Annotated in this window: 19 protein-coding genes; 10 read left to right on the top strand and 9 right to left on the bottom strand. The window is 37.9% G+C overall.

Going from position 1 to position 18,262, the window contains the following annotated elements:
* Positions 1 to 113 precede the first annotated feature (113 nt).
* The 5 genes from J4Q03_RS06755 (at position 114) to J4Q03_RS06775 (ending at position 3,631) form a co-directional block, all read left to right on the top strand.
* Positions 114 to 698, top strand: a complete 585-nt coding sequence (locus tag J4Q03_RS06755; RefSeq protein ID WP_426047440.1) for a Crp/Fnr family transcriptional regulator — start codon at positions 114 to 116, stop codon at positions 696 to 698.
* A 67-nt stretch (positions 699 to 765) separates the two neighbouring features.
* Positions 766 to 1,461, top strand: a complete 696-nt coding sequence (locus J4Q03_RS06760; protein WP_426047441.1) for an alpha/beta hydrolase — start codon at positions 766 to 768, stop codon at positions 1,459 to 1,461.
* Between the two features lie 159 nt (positions 1,462 to 1,620).
* Entirely contained in the window at positions 1,621 to 2,796 is a 1,176-nt protein-coding gene (locus J4Q03_RS06765; protein ID WP_426047442.1) for a thioredoxin family protein, read from the top strand.
* The gene (locus J4Q03_RS06770) at positions 2,797 to 3,420 is read left to right on the top strand and encodes a DUF3575 domain-containing protein (RefSeq protein WP_426047443.1); all 624 of its coding nucleotides are present in this window, start codon (positions 2,797 to 2,799) and stop codon (positions 3,418 to 3,420) included.
* A gap of 4 nt (positions 3,421 to 3,424) precedes the next feature.
* Positions 3,425 to 3,631 carry a hypothetical protein gene (locus J4Q03_RS06775; RefSeq protein WP_426047444.1) on the top strand — a complete coding sequence of 69 codons (207 nt, stop codon included), beginning with the start codon at positions 3,425 to 3,427 and terminating at the stop codon, positions 3,629 to 3,631.
* A 101-nt stretch (positions 3,632 to 3,732) separates the two neighbouring features.
* Here the strand turns inward: J4Q03_RS06775 and J4Q03_RS06780 are convergent, their stop codons facing one another.
* On the bottom strand, positions 3,733 to 4,929 hold the full coding sequence (locus J4Q03_RS06780; protein WP_426047445.1) for an exo-beta-N-acetylmuramidase NamZ family protein: 1,197 nt from the start codon (positions 4,927 to 4,929) through the stop codon (positions 3,733 to 3,735).
* Between the two features lie 4 nt (positions 4,930 to 4,933).
* Here J4Q03_RS06780 and J4Q03_RS06785 point away from each other — a divergent pair, with 4 nt between their 5' ends.
* Both J4Q03_RS06785 and J4Q03_RS06790 read left to right on the top strand, forming a co-directional pair.
* Complete coding sequence (locus tag J4Q03_RS06785) at positions 4,934 to 6,163, top strand: ABC transporter permease (RefSeq protein WP_426047446.1); 1,230 nt, start codon at positions 4,934 to 4,936, stop codon at positions 6,161 to 6,163.
* 244 nt (positions 6,164 to 6,407) lie between these two features.
* A complete protein-coding gene (locus tag J4Q03_RS06790; protein ID WP_307212655.1) occupies positions 6,408 to 7,391 on the top strand; it encodes a PLP-dependent cysteine synthase family protein in 984 nt (327 codons plus the stop codon).
* A gap of 66 nt (positions 7,392 to 7,457) precedes the next feature.
* Here J4Q03_RS06790 and J4Q03_RS06795 read toward each other — a convergent pair whose 3' ends face one another.
* The 3 genes from J4Q03_RS06795 to J4Q03_RS06805 are packed head-to-tail and all read right to left on the bottom strand — an operon-like array spanning position 7,458 to position 9,250.
* Positions 7,458 to 7,985 carry a hypothetical protein gene (locus J4Q03_RS06795; protein WP_426047447.1) on the bottom strand — a complete coding sequence of 176 codons (528 nt, stop codon included), beginning with the start codon at positions 7,983 to 7,985 and terminating at the stop codon, positions 7,458 to 7,460.
* 44 nt (positions 7,986 to 8,029) lie between these two features.
* Positions 8,030 to 8,332 carry a chaperone modulator CbpM gene (locus J4Q03_RS06800; protein ID WP_426047448.1) on the bottom strand — a complete coding sequence of 101 codons (303 nt, stop codon included), beginning with the start codon at positions 8,330 to 8,332 and terminating at the stop codon, positions 8,030 to 8,032.
* 3 nt (positions 8,333 to 8,335) lie between these two features.
* Positions 8,336 to 9,250 carry a DnaJ C-terminal domain-containing protein gene (locus tag J4Q03_RS06805; protein WP_426047449.1) on the bottom strand — a complete coding sequence of 305 codons (915 nt, stop codon included), beginning with the start codon at positions 9,248 to 9,250 and terminating at the stop codon, positions 8,336 to 8,338.
* A 92-nt stretch (positions 9,251 to 9,342) separates the two neighbouring features.
* On the opposite strand from J4Q03_RS06805, the gene J4Q03_RS06810 reads away from it, so the two are divergent.
* The gene (locus tag J4Q03_RS06810; protein ID WP_426047450.1) at positions 9,343 to 10,542 is read left to right on the top strand and encodes a dicarboxylate/amino acid:cation symporter; all 1,200 of its coding nucleotides are present in this window, start codon (positions 9,343 to 9,345) and stop codon (positions 10,540 to 10,542) included.
* A gap of 23 nt (positions 10,543 to 10,565) precedes the next feature.
* On the top strand, positions 10,566 to 11,078 hold the full coding sequence (locus J4Q03_RS06815) for a hypothetical protein (RefSeq protein WP_426047451.1): 513 nt from the start codon (positions 10,566 to 10,568) through the stop codon (positions 11,076 to 11,078).
* 9 nt (positions 11,079 to 11,087) lie between these two features.
* On the opposite strand, the gene J4Q03_RS06820 is transcribed toward J4Q03_RS06815, so the two are convergent.
* The 3 genes from J4Q03_RS06820 to J4Q03_RS06830 all read right to left on the bottom strand — a co-directional run bounded on the left by J4Q03_RS06820 (position 11,088) and on the right by J4Q03_RS06830 (position 14,799).
* The gene (locus tag J4Q03_RS06820; RefSeq protein ID WP_426047452.1) at positions 11,088 to 11,471 is read right to left on the bottom strand and encodes a DUF779 domain-containing protein; all 384 of its coding nucleotides are present in this window, start codon (positions 11,469 to 11,471) and stop codon (positions 11,088 to 11,090) included.
* 428 nt (positions 11,472 to 11,899) lie between these two features.
* Positions 11,900 to 12,934 (bottom strand): alcohol dehydrogenase AdhP, encoded by a 1,035-nt coding sequence (gene adhP / locus J4Q03_RS06825; RefSeq protein WP_426047453.1) that lies wholly within the window; start codon positions 12,932 to 12,934, stop codon positions 11,900 to 11,902.
* 335 nt (positions 12,935 to 13,269) lie between these two features.
* Complete coding sequence (locus tag J4Q03_RS06830) at positions 13,270 to 14,799, bottom strand: aldehyde dehydrogenase family protein (protein ID WP_426047454.1); 1,530 nt, start codon at positions 14,797 to 14,799, stop codon at positions 13,270 to 13,272.
* 180 nt (positions 14,800 to 14,979) lie between these two features.
* On the opposite strand from J4Q03_RS06830, the gene J4Q03_RS06835 reads away from it, so the two are divergent.
* Positions 14,980 to 15,912 carry an AraC family transcriptional regulator gene (locus J4Q03_RS06835; RefSeq protein ID WP_426047455.1) on the top strand — a complete coding sequence of 311 codons (933 nt, stop codon included), beginning with the start codon at positions 14,980 to 14,982 and terminating at the stop codon, positions 15,910 to 15,912.
* 70 nt (positions 15,913 to 15,982) lie between these two features.
* On the opposite strand, the gene J4Q03_RS06840 is transcribed toward J4Q03_RS06835, so the two are convergent.
* Positions 15,983 to 17,311, bottom strand: a complete 1,329-nt coding sequence (locus tag J4Q03_RS06840; RefSeq protein WP_426047456.1) for a hydroxymethylglutaryl-CoA synthase family protein — start codon at positions 17,309 to 17,311, stop codon at positions 15,983 to 15,985.
* Positions 17,312 to 17,456: 145 nt separating this feature from the next.
* Complete coding sequence (locus tag J4Q03_RS06845; RefSeq protein WP_426047457.1) at positions 17,457 to 17,882, bottom strand: hypothetical protein; 426 nt, start codon at positions 17,880 to 17,882, stop codon at positions 17,457 to 17,459.
* Between the last annotated feature and the right edge of the window lie 380 nt (positions 17,883 to 18,262).

Here is an 18,262-nt window from a genome sequence, read left to right on the forward strand (position 1 = left end):
CCAGATAAGTTTAATTTTTATTAGCATTTCATTAGCATCTTTCGTTAGTTTTTAATAGTATATTAGTTTTTACTAAAATAATCTAGCATACAATTATACCATCCTTTTACTATATGAAAAACATTATTAACGAATATGCTAAATATGGACCTCTGTTTCTGGTGGATGAAGAGCATTATGAAGAATTCTGCAACTATTTACACGCAGCTATTTATAAAAAAACTGATTTTTTCCTTAAAGAAGGAGAGGAATGTCAATACCTGGGGTTTCTCAAAACCGGTTTTATGAGAACATTCTATATCAGTGAAAGTGGCGAAGATGTGAATTTCAATTTTCATTTTGACAATTATTTCTTCACAGATTATGAAAGTATCCTTTGTCATACCAGATCAAAAATGAATATTAAAGCCGTCAAAGATTCAGAAGTTCTGCTGCTTCATAAAGATGATCTTCAGGCGCTTTATAAAAAAGATACCTACTGGCAGGAATTCGGAAGAAAAATGGCTGAAGTAATTTATCTGAATGCAAAAAAAAGAATTGAAGAGCTACTATATTATTCTCCTGAAAGACGCTACAACAACCTATTGACAGAGAATCCTAAAATTTTTCAATTGGTTGCCCAGAAACATATTGCAAGCTATCTGGGAGTAAAACCGCAATCATTAAGCAGGATCAGGAACAGAACATTGAAACGTTAACTAAAGTGAACATTTTTTACGCAACAGACTCCTAAATTTGTTTTACAAAATGTAAAGAATAAAAAATATGGAAAACAAAAATGTAACAATTATTTTAGTTCACGGAGCTTGGGGAGACGGATCTCACTGGAGACATGTTATTGAAAACCTTCACAGCGAAGGCTATAAAGTACGAAGTGTTCAAAATCCATTGACTTCTATGGATGATGATATTCAGAAAACAAAAGACCTGATCGATTTACAGGAAGGGAAGGTTCTTTTGGTTGGACATTCTTACGGAGGTGCTGTTATTTCAGCAGCAGGAAATCATGATAAAGTAGTAGGATTGGTTTATATTGCTGCTTTTGCTCCTGATAAAGGGGAAAGCCTGGGAGGAATTTTTGGACGCAGAGAACAGCCTGCCGGGGGATCCAATATTGTTCCGGATGAAAAAGGATTTTTATGGATAAAGTATGACAAATTCCACGAAAGTTTCGCCCAGGACCTTAATCCGGAAGATTCAGTGGTCATGTCCTTATCTCAGAAACCAATTCACGGAAGTATTTTCGCTGCTGAAGCGGGAGAACCTGCATGGAAAACAAAACCAAGCTGGTACCAGGTTTCTGATAATGACAGAATGATCCCGCCGGCTACAGAAAAGGAAATGGCAGAAAGAATGAATCCTAAGAAAATCATTCATCTGGACGCCAGCCATGCTTCATTAGCTACTCACCCAAAAGAAATTACGGAACTTATCAAAGAGGCAGTGGAAGCTGTTTCTTAACTAATTCACAGTTTAAAAGCAATAAACAGGTTTCGGCCTGTTTTTTTTATTTAACGGCTCGCAGCAGTCTTAAAGTTCGTTAATATAGAGCCTGCCTGACCAAATTCATCGTCTGTTTTTTGGAAAATAACTATCTTCGCCTACAAATCTAATTTGAAAATGAAGAAGATCATCTCCGGGGTATTTGTTTTCTGCTCTGTTGTTATACTGGCTCAGGAAGCCATACAGTTCCAGGAACTGCCGTTCAAAGATATTATAGCAAAGGCAAAAAAAGAAAAAAAACTTGTTTTCATCGATGCCTATGCTGCCTGGTGCGGACCGTGCAAGATGATGGAAAAAAATGTATTTACCCAGAAACCTGTCGGGGATTATTTCAACACCAATTTCGTCAATGCCAGATTCGATATGGAAAAAGGTGAAGGAAGGGAAATTGCTGCCAAATATGGTGTACGCTCCTATCCTACTTATCTTTTCCTGAATGGTGAAGGTGAGCTGGTTTCTCAAAATTCAGGTTATATGGAGCAGAGCATGTTTGTGGCCATGGCCCAGGACATTAACTCCGCAAGCAACAAAAAAGGTTCTTTAAAAGAACGTTTTGCCAATGGAGAAAAAGATCCGGAATTTCTGATCAATATTATGAAACTGAACTCTTCCTCAGATTACGATTTCGCTAAAAAAGCTTCCGACCGATATTTTGAAAATAAAAAGAAAACAGAAGAAATTTCTAAAGAAGAAATAGGCTTCCTTTTATTTTTTCTAAAGTCAACGGAGGACAGTAACTATAACACATTTACAGCAAGAAAAGCTGAAATTATTAAATACCTGCCGGAAGAAACCTACAATGAATTTGACAATCAGCTGAAGCTTTCAAAAATCGTAGAACAGTCTATTGATGATAAAAATAAAAGAATCAATGACGAATATTTCATGAAAACAGCCGAGCCGTTAGTAGGAAAACAGCTTGCACAATCCAAGCTGAATCAGACGAAGCTCAGCTATTATGAGCAAAACGCCAATTATCCTGAATTCGAAAAAGCAGCTTTGGAATATTATAAAAACTCCGATGCATTTGAACCTAATGAACTGCTGAGAGCAGCGTGGGTATTCAGTGATCATATCAAAAATCCGGCATCGCTAAAGAAAGCCTCGGAATGGGCAGAAAAATCTGTAATGCGTGGCGAAACACCAGAAAACACCTACATTCTTGCAAAACTTTATTTCCTTACCGGAAATAAGGAAATGGCCAAAAGCTACGCAGAAATGTCTAAAAATATGGCCGTTCAGACCAACAAAGACTCCAAACTCGCAGAAGAATTATTGAAACAAATAAAATAAATGCTGAAACACAAATTTCTCACTACATCTATCACACTTCTGTCTGCAGCAATGCTGACAGCCCAGGAACAAGAACAGGAAAAAAGTCTATATATCAAAGGAAATGCACTTCTGGCTCCAATTGGACTTATCAATATCGGGCTTGAAAAGCAATTAACTTCGAAGATCACCATGCAGGGGGACGTTCTGGTATCTCCTTGGAAATCTTTTGCAGGGCATGAATTTCAGTATTATTCCCTCTCTCTGGAGGGAAGGTATTACTTCAATGAGGCATTCAGCCATTGGTATGTTGGAGCCAATGTTGGGGTATCTTCATTTGTCCTTCAGAAATGGAATTATTGGAAGGATGTTGCCTATACCAATGACCGAAATGAGGTATTTGTTAAATCTAATCTATATCAAAAAGGATTTTCATTTTTAGTTGGCGTTACCGCTGGATATCAATTCAAAGTATCTGACAGATGGAATATAGATGTGTATGCAACTATAGGCTCATCCACGGATTTCTATAAAGGATACGATCGTACCACCGGCAAGCGGTATGAATCGGCTCAAGGATATAACAAAAGCGGAGAAATCCTTCCTTACAGAGGAGGTGTCATGATTTCTTATAAATTAAAATAAATACATGAAACTGTTCGGAAAAAATCATATTATCATTTCAGTGATTACTTTTGTGATCCTTTTTTTAATGAATTATCTCGGAAATGACCTGCCCGACAAACTGGAAAGGGCATTAATGACAGCTTTTGCAGGGGTAATAGGTTTATCACTCGGGCTTTTCATCCTTAATAAGGGTAAGAACGATAAAAATCCTCCACAGAATTTTGATTGATAAAAAAGTGAACAGGCAATAGTGAATTTAGCTTCACCAGTTAATTGTGAAAGCTTTAAAATTAATACGCGAAGCCAAATTCACTATTGACATTCAATAAACTAATCCTGATAAATAACATATTGAGTACGGATCTTTTCAAATTTATCCAGATCACTTTTCCATGAAGCTTTGATTTCCTGAATTGATCTTCCGGCTATGATCTGTTTTCTGAATTCATCTGTTCCGGCCAGTTTATCGAAGAACAAATTCTCTAGGAAGAAGTTCTGCTTTGTATTCTTATAGTTTTTATAAGATTTGATCAGCCATTCAAGATTGAGCTCTTTAAGGTCTTTCGGATAGGCTGAAAGATCTTCACCGTAACAAAGTTTCCCGTTCAGGAAAGGATCTTTTGCTCCAAAATTAGGTTTTGGTGTAAACTGATAAGAAAGTCCCGGCGTCCATGGAGAACCATAGATCTGAAACGGGAGATCAGTACCTCTTCCCACAGAAACCTGAGTTCCTTCAAAAAAGCATAGGCTTGGATATAGATTGATAGATTTATCGTTAGGCAGATTCGGAGAAGGTTTATCTAATATTGGATACCGTAGTTTTTTGTGATAGTTTTTCATAGGAATCAGGGTATATTTTGCCTGGACTCCATTTTTCAGCCACTTTTCACCGTTGACCATTTTCCCATACTCTCCTATCGTTAATCCGTAGACTACAGGAACTTCGTGCATTCCTACGAAGCTTGACCATTTTTTCTTTAAAACAGGTCCGTCTGTATATCCGTCATGTGGATTTGGGCGGTCCAGCACCATTATTTCTACATTGTTCTCTGCTCCGGCTTCCATCAGGTAGGTTAAAGTTGAAATATAAGTATAGAACCTGACACCAACATCCTGGATATCAAAAACAACAATATCAATTCCTTTTAGCTGTTCAGGTTTTGGCTTTTTATTGTTTCCGTATAAAGAAATAATCGGGATTCCTGTTTTGGTATCTACCCCGTTCTTAACTTTTTCTCCTGCATCCGCATCTCCTCTGAAGCCATGTTCGGGAGCGAATATCGCCTTGATCTTAATATTATTTTTGACCAGAAAATCTACGACATGGTTTTTATCACTCATCAGTCCGGTTTGGTTAGTCACCACACCTATTGTTTTATTCTTGAGCAGCGGCAGATAAAGCTCAGACTGATCTGCTCCGGTTTTGAAATCCGGCTGATCTTGAGTCTGAGAATAATATTGGTTGAATACTCCTAAAAAAATTAGGCAAATAAGAAGTAAATTTTTAATTTTGAAATCTAAATTCATAAGCTTGAAATTTCCTTTATATTTCTCTAGAAAAATAGCGTTTTCCAAAGATAACAAAAATAACCTTTCGAGGGTTATCATCTTCATTGGCAGACTTTCTGTAGCTTTGGGGATCATTGTTTCTTTGATTACCGTGTCTACGGGCTTCGGTTCAAAGAAAGCCATCAAAGAGAGACTGGCAGATTTCAGCGGGCACGTTACGGTACGGTCTACAAGATCCAATTCTTCTTACAACACATCTGTTCTTGACAATCAGGGACTGAATATTCAGAAAATTAAAACCCTTCCGGATGTGGAAAGTGTTCAGAAGTATGCAACGGTAACAGGAATCATGCGTAATGAGCACAATTTTTCAGGCATTATATTTAAAGGGATCGGAAAAGACTTTGACAGTCTGAGATTCAAGAAATTCCTGGTTGCCGGTACCACTCCAAAAGTTACAGAGAATGGTTTTAACAATGATGTGACTATTTCACAGAAAGTCGCTAATGATCTTCACCTGAAAGTCAATGACAGTATTGTTACCGTATTTTCAAAAGCAGACCAGAAACCGATCTACCGTAAATTCAGGGTGATAGGAATTTATAAGACTGATATTAAAATGATTGACGAGCAGTTCGTTATCGGTGGAATCAATCATGTAAGAAAAATTCAGGAAATGAAGCCTGATGAAATAGGAGGTCTTGATATATTCTTTAAGAATGTAAATGACATCGACAAAGATTTTCCGGAAATTGAAAAACTGATCGGCTATAAAAACTATGCTGAAAAAGCAACGGAAAAATTCCCGCAGATCAATGACTGGATCAGCATTTTTGACACCAATATTGCCCTGATCATCATCATTATGCTGATTGTGGTTGTTATCAACATCATTATGGTTCTTTTGATTCTGATTATTGAACGAACGAATTCTATCGGACTTCTAAAAACGCTGGGAGCGAGCAATTCACAGATACGGGCTACATTCATCAATTATACACTAATCATCATGATCCCAGGGCTTCTGTATGGTAATGCCATAGGGCTGGGCTTGATTCTGATTCAGAAATTTTTCGGCATCATCAAGCTTAATCCTGAGAATTATTATGTAAGTACAGTTCCGGTAGATCTTAATCCTGTTGCTATTATTTCCATTTCATTGGGTATTCTGCTTATTTCCGGACTGGCTCTGATCGTTCCTAGCTATCTGATCAGCAAGATATCTCCTGTGAAAGCGATTAAGTATAACTAAGAGAGAACGGTGAAATGTAAATAGTGCATGGTCAATTACAAAACAGTGACCAATTATTCTATTTAGTTTAAATCCACCGATCATTTATAAAATTAGTAATAAAACAGGATATAATTAATCCGATTCACTGACCGTAAGTAAAATTCCACTATTGACAATTCACCATTCACATTTATAAATCATAATCTTTAAATTATACAGCTAATTTTTAAAGCCTTATCTTTGTACCGCTTATAAAACATTTATGAAATACGCAAAAAATATTCTTGAAACGATAGGAAATACCCCTCTAGTAAAACTTAACAAAGTATTGGGAGAGGACTTTCCTGCTTTGGTTTTAGCAAAAGTAGAGACATTCAATCCGGGAAATTCTGTAAAGGACAGAATGGCTCTTAAAATGATAGAAGATGCTGAAAAAGACGGCAGATTAAAACCTGGAGGCACCATTATTGAAGGAACTTCAGGAAATACAGGAATGGGGCTGGCTCTTGCAGCCATCATCAAAGGCTACAAATGTATTTTTGTAACCAATTCCAAACAGTCAAAAGAGAAGTGTGATATTCTTCGTGCTGTAGGAGCCGAAGTTATCGTATGCCCTACTGATGTGAAGCCTACAGATCCGCGTTCTTATTATTCAGTTTCCAAAAGGCTGGCTAAAGAAACAGAAAACGGATGGTATGTAAACCAATACGACAACTTATCGAACAGAGCAGCTCATTATGAATCTACAGCTCCGGAAATCTGGGAACAGACGGATGGAAAGCTTACCCATTTTGTAGCAGGCGCCGGAACAGGTGGTACTGTTACAGGTTGTGGAACATTCTTCAAGGAGAGAAATCCGAACATTAAAATAATAGGTGTTGACACGTACGGTTCTATTCTGAAAGAATTCCACGAGACCGGTGAACTTCATTATGATCATGCTTATACCTATATCACTGAAGGAATCGGGGAAGATATTATTCCTGAGAATTATGATATGTCTGTCATTGATCATTTTGAAAAAGTAACGGATAAAGACGGTGCCATCTACGCCAGAAAACTGGCTAAGGAAGAGGGGATTTTCTGCGGATATTCTGCAGGAAGTGCGATTGCTTCTTTAATCCAGATGAAAGATCAGTTCACGAAAGATGATGTAATTGTGGTTCTTCTTCATGACCACGGTTCAAGATATGTAGGAAAAGTCTACAATGACGAGTGGATGAAAGAAATGGGCTGGCTGGATTAATCAAAACGAAGAAGTAAATTTAACTTTATATAAATAAAAAATCAGAGCAAAACGCTCTGATTTTTTTTATGGCTTGATTTTTTTCTTTATGGTCTGCTTGAGGATATTGAAATCTCCCTTACTCATTGACTTTTCAGGAAACATGTAATTGTATTTTCCTTCCAGGGCAATAAATGAATCATTGATGTCATATACCTTGAAATCTTCCCATTTGCTGAGCTCTTCCTGATGATTAAGATTAACATTAAAAATATCATTATTAAAACGGATCTCGTAGATTTCAGAATCTTCCAGCGACTTTAGATATCTGTTCACTTCTTTCTTCCACCGGGAAACCTTATTGATGCTTAAAGAAAGATAAACTGTACAAAGCAGGAATAAAAAGCTCACGAAATATAGAATTCCAAACTTCTCTTTGCTTAAATCATCTTTAAAACAAAATAAGATCAGTAGAATTACTCCTATAACTGCTGTAGTAACCGTTTTTCCTTTGGTAGCCTGTGAAAAGAATAAACTTCCCTGGTTACCGCTGAAATAAATTTCCTCGAAATCCTTTCTGTTTACATTTAATTTAATGACTTTCTCTCCATTCATTTCTCAGAAATATTTAATTTGTTTTTAAAGAGTACAAAACTAAATCAAATATCTTCATATTGGTCACTTATTGCAGAAAGTTTATTCATTAGATCACGATTTTTTCTCTTCAAATCTTCCATTTTCCGAAGCATCTCATGGATGACTTCCAGACCGGGAAGATTAATTTCCAGATCATAATGCCAGTTGGTCAACTTCTCAAAAACAGGCAGATCCTCATAAAGTAAATACCGGACTTCATTCTCTGTTTCTACATTCAGCAACCCTACATCCACCAATTCATCAAAAAAAGTGATTTCTATATTGTATATTTTTACGAGTTCTTCCCGCGATATTCTTTCACTCATGACTTAGGAATTTTTAAGTTGTTCAAAAAGTTCTTTCTGCTTGTCTGTCAAATTAGTAGGCAGCTTCACTTCATACGTCACAAAAAGATCTCCGGACTGTCCTTCTTTTTTATACACCGGAAAACCTTTTCCTTTCAGCCTTACTGTTGTTCCGTTCTGTGTTTCCGGCTTCACTTTAAGGTTAACGCTTCCGTCCAGCGTAGTCACTTTTACATCGCCTCCTAAAACAGCGGTATACAGATCTATTGAAACCTTGGTTTTCAGATCGTCTCCGATTCTTTCAAAATCGGGATCTACAGGAATATTAAAGGTGATATAAAGGTCTCCGCTTGGACCGCCGTTAAAACCTGGGCTTCCGTGGCCTTTCAGCTTGATCTGCTGTCCATCATATACTCCTGCCGGAATTGTAATTCTTACTTTTTTGCCATTGATCTCAAAAGTCTGCGGATGAGTCTGGGCAGCATCTTTTAAGCTTAAATTTAATTCAGCATGAACATCCTGCCCCTTGAATTTCCCTGAAGAACTTCCCCTTGAGCTCCTTCCAAAACCTCCGCCGGCACCGCCAAACATACTTTGGAAAAAATCTGAAAAGTCCTCACCCTCAGCGAAATCAGCACCGGCAAATCCGCCACCGCTATAGTTCTGCTGCTGATACTGCCTTTGCTGCTGCTGAGCCTTTTCATATTCTTCGCCGTGTTTCCAGTTTTCCCCATACTTATCATATTTGGTACGGTTTTCAGGGTTACTGAGAACTTCATTGGCTTCATTCAGTTCTTTGAATTTTCTCTCCGCTTCTTTGTCGCCGGGATTGAGATCAGGATGAAGCTTCCTCGCCAGTTTACGGTAAGCTTTTTTTATGTCATCCTGTGTTGCGCTTTTATCTACGCCTAAAATTTTATAGTAATCTATATAAGCCATAGAAACGATATTTACTCAAATTTATGAAATTTACACCTGAAAATTATTTAAGAGAATGTTAAAATAAACCTATCTTTGATAAAAAGCGTTGAATGAAAGAGGTACTGAAAAACTACTCAGGAATTATATTATTGCTCTTAGGAATTGTTGCAGGAAGCATTATAGGCATTACGGCTCCAGGCGTAGTGGAATACATTAAGCCATTGGGGGATATCTTTCTGAATCTCCTTTTTGTGAGTGTGGTGCCATTGGTATTTTTTGCAGTTTCCAATTCTATTGCATCGCTGGAGCAGCAGTCTAAATTCGGAAGAATCATTTTAGTAATGTCCTTTACTTTTCTGTTTTTTATTTTGACAGCAGCCATTTTTACGATCTGTGTAGTTTATGTATTTCCAGTTTCCGGTGTTTCCGGCAGTTCTGAAATCATTTCTGAAACCGTTAGTGAGGACAGCTGGGGTAACAGGATTGTAAGCTTTTTTACTGTTGGAGAATTTACGCAGCTTTTTTCAAGACAAAATATGCTGGCTCTTCTTATTTTTGCTTTCATGACCGGATTTGCCGCCCGTAAGGCCGGAGAAAAAGGACAGCCGTTCAGGGTTTTTATTGCTTCAGGATATGAAGTGATGAAAGAATTGCTCTTACTGATCATGAAGCTTGCACCCATTGGGCTTGGGGCCTATTTCGCCTATCAGGTAGCCACTCTGGGGCCTCAGCTTTTTGGTTTTTATGCTAAGCCTTTAGGTCTTTATTATATCGCAGGGATCGTTTATTTCTTTGTATTTTTTTCTCTGTATGCTTTTATGGCAAGCGGACAAAAGGGAATCAAAAGTTTCTGGAAGAATGCTGTCTACCCTACTTTAACCGCTTTAAGTACCTGCAGCAGCTTTGCCACTATGCCGGCAAATCTTCAGGCCGCATCCAAAATTGGCATTCCGAATTCTATTGCTAACCTGGTCATTCCTATTGGGACAACCCTGCATAAGAATGGCTCTTCTATGTCTTCTATTATTAAAATATATGTTGCTTTTCTGATCATCGGAAAAGACTTTTTTGATCCGGCGAATTTACTGCTGGCTTTAGGAATCACCGTTTTTGTAAGTATTGTAGCGGGTGGAATTCCGAACGGTGGGTATATCGGTGAAATGCTGATGATCTCAGTCTATAAATTACCTCAGGAAGCTATTCCTGCTGTGATGATCATTGGGACGCTGGTGGATCCGCTGGCCACTGTTTTGAATGCTGTGGGAGATATTGTGGCGGCCATGTTTGTGAACCGGTTTGTGAAAGTCTGATTATAGTTTAAATATTTTACAAGATGAAGTCATTTTTTAAAAACATTGGCCTCTACAACAATCTTACCATTGAACTCAATATTAATAGTGCAGAACTTAAACAAAAGCTATGGAAAATAACTTATAAAACCAATACTACCTTCATCTCATTGGAAAAAGATTCTGTAATTCCTACTCGGTTTGAATACAGGGGAATGGTTGGAGAAAATAGTTTTACTATTAAAAGAAGAATAAGACTATTTGACATCAATATGAATAATCCTGTATTTCATGGCCACATTTCAGATCAAAATGGTAAATCATCTATCTCTATAGAAATTTATCCATCCATATTTCAGATTTTCACTTGGATTCTCATCGTATGTTTTTGCTTAGTGGCAATTCTTGTCAATATAAGAAATGATCAACAGGATCTTATGTTCATAGTAGTTGCTTCAGTAATTGCTGTCACACAATATTTCATTTTAAAAAGGGGAATTTCAAGAGGTAAATATGAATTTGAAAGAGAGCTTATTTATATTACTCAAAAACATTAACCCTTCTCTTTATTCACTTCTCTTTACAGGTTCCAGGTGTTCATATTCTTCTTTGGTGAAAAGCCTATATTGGACCTTGAATGTTTTACCTAAAGGAGTTTCCAGAGAAAAGCCTCCCGGTCCGAATCCATCTGTAACATCGAGTGTAAAGTGGGAATATTTCCAGTATTCGAATAAGTCACGGTCTATCCAGAATTCATGACCATTGATTGTTCCTATCATAGCATCATTCATTCTGGGAAAAAAACCTCCTTTCTCAAAACATTGCGGCTGGGTGCCTTCACAGCATCCTCCTGCCTGATAAAACATCAAAGGACCGTATTTATACTCCAGTTGATAAATAACATCAAGTGCTTTTTCTGTTGCTGATAATCTGGATATTTTGGTTTCCATTTTTATTTTTTTTAACTAAACTTAGAGAAGTTTTGTATATTTCTATTAAAGTACGAAGATTTAATTGACGAATCTTGCTATCCGTTATTTTCTTTTTTAATCGCAAAGGCGCAAAAGTTTTTTATTTAAAATATGTTTTTAAGGCGCAAAGATTTTATCTCCGATAAAATTTTCTACTGCTGTCATTCTGAGAAATAAACTGCCTCACACGACATTACACCATTTATTTCAGATATTATACATCTAATTTGACTTTTCCTCTATTTTTTCTTTTTGTTGAAATCTTTGATTTAAAGCATGTCTTAAGTAAAAACCTTTGATTTTACGTTAATCAACCTTGTAAGGTTTATATTTCTGCAATAATCTTTTTTATTGGCTTAAGAGAAAAGCCCGGCAAATAATTGCCGGGCACATTAATCCATCATCATTTAATTTGAGCCGGCAATATCGAGTACGATTCTGCCGTCTATCTGTCCTTTCTTCATTTTATCAAAAACATCATTGATATCTTCCAGTTTTGCAGAGGTTACCGTTGCCTTCACAAGACCTTCATTGGCGAAATCCAGCGCTTCCTGAAGATCTTTTCTTGTTCCGACAATAGAGCCTCTCACGGTTATTCTCTTTAATACGGTTTCAAAGATCGGGAGCTCAAAAGAGCCGGGAGGAAGCCCATTAAGAGCAATCGTTCCTTTTCTTCTCAATACATCTATTCCCTGTTTGAAGGCAATGGGAGAAACCGCTGTAATGAGCGCTCCATGCATCCCACCGACTTCTTTATGTAGATATTCTCCCGGATCTGTAGTTTTTGCATTAACGACCAGATCTGCCCCTAATTTTTTCGCCAGTTCAAGCTTATCATCTGCAACATCAATCGCTGCCACATGCATTCCCATTGCTTTGGCATACTGGACAGCCACATGCCCCAATCCTCCTATTCCAGAAATGGCGACCCATTCTCCGGGTTTTGTTTCAGTTTCTTTCAATCCTTTATAAACGGTTACTCCTGCACACAAAATGGGTGCGATTTCCAAAAAATTAACATCGGACTTTAAATGTCCCACATATCTTGAATCTGCAATCACATATTCCGCAAAACCTCCGTCTACACTGTAGCCGCCATTTTTCTGCGCCTCACATAGTGTTTCCCACCCGGTAATACAGTAATCGCAGCATCCGCAGGCACTATACAGCCACGGAACGCCTACAGCATCACCTTCTTTCACATATGCTTCCGGTCCGCAGGCTACTACAATACCTACTCCTTCATGTCCGGGAATCAAAGGCATTTTGGGCTTTGCCGGCCAGTCGCCGTCTACAGCATGTAAATCTGTATGGCAGACTCCACAGGCAATTACTTTTACCAGCACTTCATATCTTCCGGGTTCTCTTACCGGAACTTCTTCTATTTTCAGCGGTTGTCCATAGCCCTGAACTACTGCAGCTTTCATTGTTTTTGGGATCATAGTATCTGAGTTTAGTTTTTTTAGTTAATGATGATTTTGAATGATGAATCGTGAATTGTGAAGTTTACTAGTAGCCGAGCCTTAGCTATTGACTTGCGAAGCAAAACTGACTTTTCACATTGAAAATTTCACTTCCGTGGCGGTAACAGAATTCCTGCTTACCTGAAATATTCCAGATAAGGACGTCTGTTTTTCGCGTGAGGGATAGGAAGGGCGGCGAGGAACGAGCCGGTGCGGAATGAAATGGAACACCGAAACGAAGTGAAGCCCTGGAAAGCCCGACCGTTTTGCCCCGGCTCTGCCGGGGCAAACGGGCACGCCCTAATATTTAAAAATTAAAAGAAACCTAATTTATTTTTGTTGTAGGAGATCAGCATATTTTTAGTCTGACGGTAATGATCAAGCATCATTTTATGGTTTTCTCTACCGATTCCCGACTGCTTGTACCCTCCGAAAGGAGCTCCTGCAGGATAGGAATGATACTGATTCACCCAAACTCTTCCTGCTTGGATCTGGCGCGGAACGTTGTACAGCTGATGTGCATCTCTTGTCCATACTCCTGCACCAAGTCCATAAATCGTATCATTAGCGATTTTTACAGCCTCTTCTTCATCTTTAAAAGTTGTAAATGCCAGGACAGGTCCGAAGATCTCTTCCTGGAAGATTCTCATTCTATTGTTTCCTTTGAAAATAGTCGGCTGGATATAGAATCCATCTTCTAAGTTTTCTCCCACATTATTTACGTCTCCACCTACCAGAACTTCTGCTCCTTCTTCTTTTCCCAGCTGAATGTAGGAAAGAATTTTATCTTTCTGGATCTGGGAAGCCTGAGCGCCCATCATCACAGTTTTATCAAGAGGATTTCCTACTTTGATCGCTTTTACTCTTTCGATTACTTTTGCGATGAATGCGTCTGCAATATCTTCCTGAACTAAGAGTCTTGAAGGGCAAGTACAGATTTCTCCCTGGTTCAAAGCAAAAAGGACAGCTCCTTCAATCGCTTTATCCAAAAACTCATCATCTGCGTCCATTACAGAACTGAAGAAAACGTTTGGAGATTTACCTCCCAGCTCAAGCGTTACCGGGATAATATTTTCTGTAGCATACTGCATGACAAGGCGTCCCGTAGCGGTAGAACCTGTAAATGCTGCTTTTGAGACTTTTGGATTGGTCACTAAGGCTCTTCCCAGTTCTGCTCCGAAACCATTCACGATATTAATAACACCTGCAGGGAGCAGATCACTGATAATTTCCATTAAAACAAGAATGGAAACCGGAGTACTTTCGGCAGGCTTCAATACAACGCAGTTTCCTGCTGCCAAAGCCGGAGCCAATTTCCATACAGCCATTAATATCGGAAAATTCCAGGGAATGATCTGGGCAATTACTCCTAGCGGTTCGTGAACGATCAGGGAAACGGTATCTTTATCCAGTTCGTTATGAGAACCTTCTTCTGCACGTACTACAGAAGCAAAGTATCTGAAATGGTCTATCGCAAGAGGTAAATCGGCAGCGAGTGTTTCTCTTACCGCCTTTCCGTTGTCGATGGTTTCAACAATAGCTAGGTATTCAAGGTTCTGCTCGATCCTGTCTGCTATTTTGTTTAAAATAATGCTTCTTTCCGTAGAGGAAGTATTTTTCCAGGTTTGGAATGCTTTGTCTGCAGCATTTACAGCCAGTTCCAAATCTTCTTTGGAAGAGTGTGCCACCTGCGTAAAGTTTTTACCGTTCACCGGCGAAACTACATTGAAATACTGTCCGTTTACCGGAGGTGTAAATTTACCGTCAATGTAATTATCATATTTGTTTTTGAATTCAGGCCACTGAAAAGCGGTCTCTGATTTCGGTTCTGTCATAGTGCTCATATTAATGTAATTTTATTTTTTTCGTAATGCCAAATTACATTTACCCATGAAAAAGGGATAGCACAATCGTGTAAAAAAACATCACAATAGTGCAGATGCTTAATTTTATAATTTTATTAACAACAGTGTAGGACTAAAATTTATATATTTGAGTGATTGGGTTTTACAAAATGTTTAGAAATGAATAACAATAATAAATTTTTATTAAATACTCCTGAATTAAAGAAGGAGAACCAGTTATTGAACCTTGTTGAAAACCAGACAAAATTCAATCTAAACAACTGTGAATTCAGCATATATGAGACACACAAGGCAGCTTTTGGAGTCCAGCTTCACTTTGAAAATATTGCTTTTACGGCTATGCTGAGAGGCAAAAAGCATATGAAACTGGACAATAAGACGAATTATTTTGATTATTTTCCTGGTGAAAGTATTCTGGTAGCACCCGGTGAAACCATGGTTATTGATTTTCCTGAAGCAGACGAAGCCCCTACCCAATGTATTTCTTTAAGTCTTAATCCCGATTTTATAGAGGATTCTCTTAACTATTTAAATTACAATCTTCCAAAAGTGGATGAAACTTCCCAGTGGAATATCCAGCTGGATGAATTTTTTCTCTTTAATAACCAATCCTTAGCTTCTGCTACCAACAATATCATGAGAATTGCAATGGATGATAATTCACAGAAGGATATCATGGCAGATTTTGCCCTGAAAGAACTGTTGATCAGACTTATGCAGACCCAGGCCAGAAGCATGGTTGAAAAAAATATTGCTAAAAACAAGTCCAGGATAGGTTTCGCCGTAGATTATATCCGTAAAAATCTTCACCAGAAGCTTTCTATTGACAGTATGGCAAAACTGGCTTATGTGAGCAAGTCCAATTTCTTCAAAATGTTCAAAGATGAGCTGGGAACTTCTCCTAACGATTTTATCCTGCAGGAAAGGATCAGCAGGGCAAAGGAGTTACTCGCCGGACAGAACAGCATTAAGGAAACCGCTTATCAGACTGGGTTTTCGGATACAAATTATTTTACGAGAGTTTTCAAGCAGCTCGTGGGAGTTACTCCAAAAAATTACCAAACCTCAACGGTATTTTCTGAAAGATATTAAACGCAAAGTATTACTTTTAAATAAAAAAAAGCATTCCCAAGGGAATGCTTTATAGCTTATGAAAATAAGTTTAGTCTTTATAATGGTAGTATCTTGCTCCTTTCAAAACAAGGTTTTCAGATTCTACTGAGATCAGCCCGAAACCCTTATAATCATTATTAACCGAAGTCTGAAGCTGTTTTCTATGGAGCTTTTCATAAGTTTGAAAATCCACTGCAGTTCTGCTCTTTAGGTTTTCAAACAAATTCCATTTTGAAACAGCGGTTTTCCAATTCGGGGATATTTTTCCGGCGAAAATTTTGGATTTTGAACCGCTTCCGTATCCTAAGAAGCCTATTTCTGCGCCCGCCAGCTCTTCACCTTCGTCAAAAGCAACCTGTATTGCAGAAAGAAATGCCATAAAGATGGAGGCTGTATACATATTTCCTATTTCTGAGGATGCACGCTGTGATCTTTCAATCTTTTCACTGATAAATTTGAGATAATCTTCAGATTTGGCAACGGCTTTCTGTTCGTCAGGAGTTTCGTAAGGAAGTCCGTTTTCCAGGCTGTAGATTTCTGTAAAAACTCTTTTTCCGTGGAAAGCATATGGAAGATGAAAAATAAGGTATTTCCAGGCTTCATAAGGTTTATCTTTTCCTGTAATTTCTTTATAATGCTGGTAAGCTTCCCTGATTCTGTCCTGATAACATTGATTGGAATACTGTCCGTCAAAAACCGGTTCATCGGTAAAGATCTCAATTTTATCAGGAAAAGTTTCCGGAGCTGAATTCAGATCTTCCTTAGTGTAGGCTCTTCTGGGCTTAAAGAAATCAAAAACGCCTTCGGTAGCTACTCCCCAGTTATTTTCGATTTCAAGGAGATCCGGCTTTGATGAAATGAGAAGAGCAACCGCACCTCCTCCCTGAGTATATTCACCGGAAGAAGCCAGTTCGTATTTGGCATAATCGCTGGCGATAACCACTGCTTTTTTGTTGGGGTTCACTCTTACAAAATCAAGTGAATTATGCAGAGCATCTACTGCTCCGATGCAGGCAAAAGTCATATCTACCACATCACAGTTCCTGAAGCATCTTTCGCCATATTCTTTTTCCAGAACTTTTTCTATCATCTGCATTGCGTAAGAAACCGTAGGTTTTGCTGCATCGAGAGCACTTTCCGTTCCTAAATAAATTCTGGCTATATCTTTGGGATTGAGCTCATGATCTCTGATCAGTTTCAACAAAGCTTCTGCCGCAAATGTAGCAGCATCTTCATGAACATCAGGAAACCCCATTTTATGCAGTCCCAATCCTTTTTCCAGTTTTGCAGGTTCAATTCCCCTTTTCTCCGCCAGGTCTTTGATCTCTAAGTACAAAGACGGCACATAATAGCCCGCAGCCTCAATTCCAAAAGTCATTTTATTCTAAATTTTATACTAATTTATAAAATGATGTTTGAATAAGCCCTCAGTTATCAGGCATAATTTGCCTTTTTAATACAAAAATCATAAAAATGAATCCGTCTCAGTTGTGAAACGGATTCATTTTTATTTTTAAATTAATTTATTTTTTTTCTGAAAGAATCTGCTCTAACTGCTTTTCCAGTTTATTAATCTTTTCGGATTGAGATTTTAACGTTTTATTTTCTTCCTGGAGATTTTTGATTTGCTTATTCTGCTCTATGGAATAAAGGGTAAGCTCCTCTATCTTTTGTAAAAGTTTGATCTGAAATTCACCAATATTGACTCCATCTTTCTCCATTACTTTTGCAGAAGCAATTTCCGGCAAATGTTTCTTTTCTTTAATATGCTTTTCAACATCCTCCAACTTTGGAAGATTGTATTCATTTTCAAATACAAAATCAGCAGTTGGCGTAAGGGTTACTTTTACTTCTTTTGCTTCAAATTTACCATTTAATAATGCATTTCCATTCTCTCCATTTATTATAAATGCTTTACTCCAATCCCAATCAGTATTAGCAGCATTCATGGGAGCAATATATAAAGTTTTCCTAACATTATCTCAGGTGTGTGCCATATCCATGAATTACTCCCTGCACTAATGAAATCAAAGAATCTGACACCACCATTTACATCAAGTTTAGCAACAGGCGAAGCAGTTCCTATTCCCACATTTCCATTTTCCAGTAATTGAAAGCCTACTCCTGTAGAGGTCCGAAGTCTAATCCCGCCATACCAATTAATATCCAATCCATGAGAACCTGTTACAGGATACCCGCCTATGACTAGTCCTGAAAAAGGTTGACTAGGTTTATTACCCAAATATAATTAAATCAGAGTAGGAATTTTTCTATTCTGATTTTGTTTTTTATAGGTTTTTAATTTCACATTATTTTTTAGATGTACTTG

Source organism: Chryseobacterium sp. NFX27, from assembly GCF_049887855.1.
Classification (GTDB): domain Bacteria; phylum Bacteroidota; class Bacteroidia; order Flavobacteriales; family Weeksellaceae; genus Chryseobacterium.

Coding starts and splice junctions, on each gene's coding strand:
- J4Q03_RS06755 (WP_426047440.1), top strand. CDS start 114: ATGAAAAACATTATTAACGAATATGCTAAATATGGACCTCTGTTTCTG.
- J4Q03_RS06760 (WP_426047441.1), top strand. CDS start 766: ATGGAAAACAAAAATGTAACAATTATTTTAGTTCACGGAGCTTGGGGA.
- J4Q03_RS06765 (WP_426047442.1), top strand. CDS start 1,621: ATGAAGAAGATCATCTCCGGGGTATTTGTTTTCTGCTCTGTTGTTATA.
- J4Q03_RS06770 (WP_426047443.1), top strand. CDS start 2,797: ATGCTGAAACACAAATTTCTCACTACATCTATCACACTTCTGTCTGCA.
- J4Q03_RS06775 (WP_426047444.1), top strand. CDS start 3,425: ATGAAACTGTTCGGAAAAAATCATATTATCATTTCAGTGATTACTTTT.
- J4Q03_RS06780 (WP_426047445.1), bottom strand. CDS start 4,929: ATGAATTTAGATTTCAAAATTAAAAATTTACTTCTTATTTGCCTAATT.
- J4Q03_RS06790 (WP_307212655.1), top strand. CDS start 6,408: ATGAAATACGCAAAAAATATTCTTGAAACGATAGGAAATACCCCTCTA.
- J4Q03_RS06795 (WP_426047447.1), bottom strand. CDS start 7,985: ATGAATGGAGAGAAAGTCATTAAATTAAATGTAAACAGAAAGGATTTC.
- J4Q03_RS06800 (WP_426047448.1), bottom strand. CDS start 8,332: ATGAGTGAAAGAATATCGCGGGAAGAACTCGTAAAAATATACAATATA.
- J4Q03_RS06805 (WP_426047449.1), bottom strand. CDS start 9,250: ATGGCTTATATAGATTACTATAAAATTTTAGGCGTAGATAAAAGCGCA.
- J4Q03_RS06810 (WP_426047450.1), top strand. CDS start 9,343: ATGAAAGAGGTACTGAAAAACTACTCAGGAATTATATTATTGCTCTTA.
- J4Q03_RS06815 (WP_426047451.1), top strand. CDS start 10,566: ATGAAGTCATTTTTTAAAAACATTGGCCTCTACAACAATCTTACCATT.
- J4Q03_RS06820 (WP_426047452.1), bottom strand. CDS start 11,471: ATGGAAACCAAAATATCCAGATTATCAGCAACAGAAAAAGCACTTGAT.
- adhP (WP_426047453.1), bottom strand. CDS start 12,934: ATGATCCCAAAAACAATGAAAGCTGCAGTAGTTCAGGGCTATGGACAA.
- J4Q03_RS06830 (WP_426047454.1), bottom strand. CDS start 14,799: ATGAGCACTATGACAGAACCGAAATCAGAGACCGCTTTTCAGTGGCCT.
- J4Q03_RS06835 (WP_426047455.1), top strand. CDS start 14,980: ATGAATAACAATAATAAATTTTTATTAAATACTCCTGAATTAAAGAAG.
- J4Q03_RS06840 (WP_426047456.1), bottom strand. CDS start 17,311: ATGACTTTTGGAATTGAGGCTGCGGGCTATTATGTGCCGTCTTTGTAC.
- J4Q03_RS06845 (WP_426047457.1), bottom strand. CDS start 17,882: ATGAATGCTGCTAATACTGATTGGGATTGGAGTAAAGCATTTATAATA.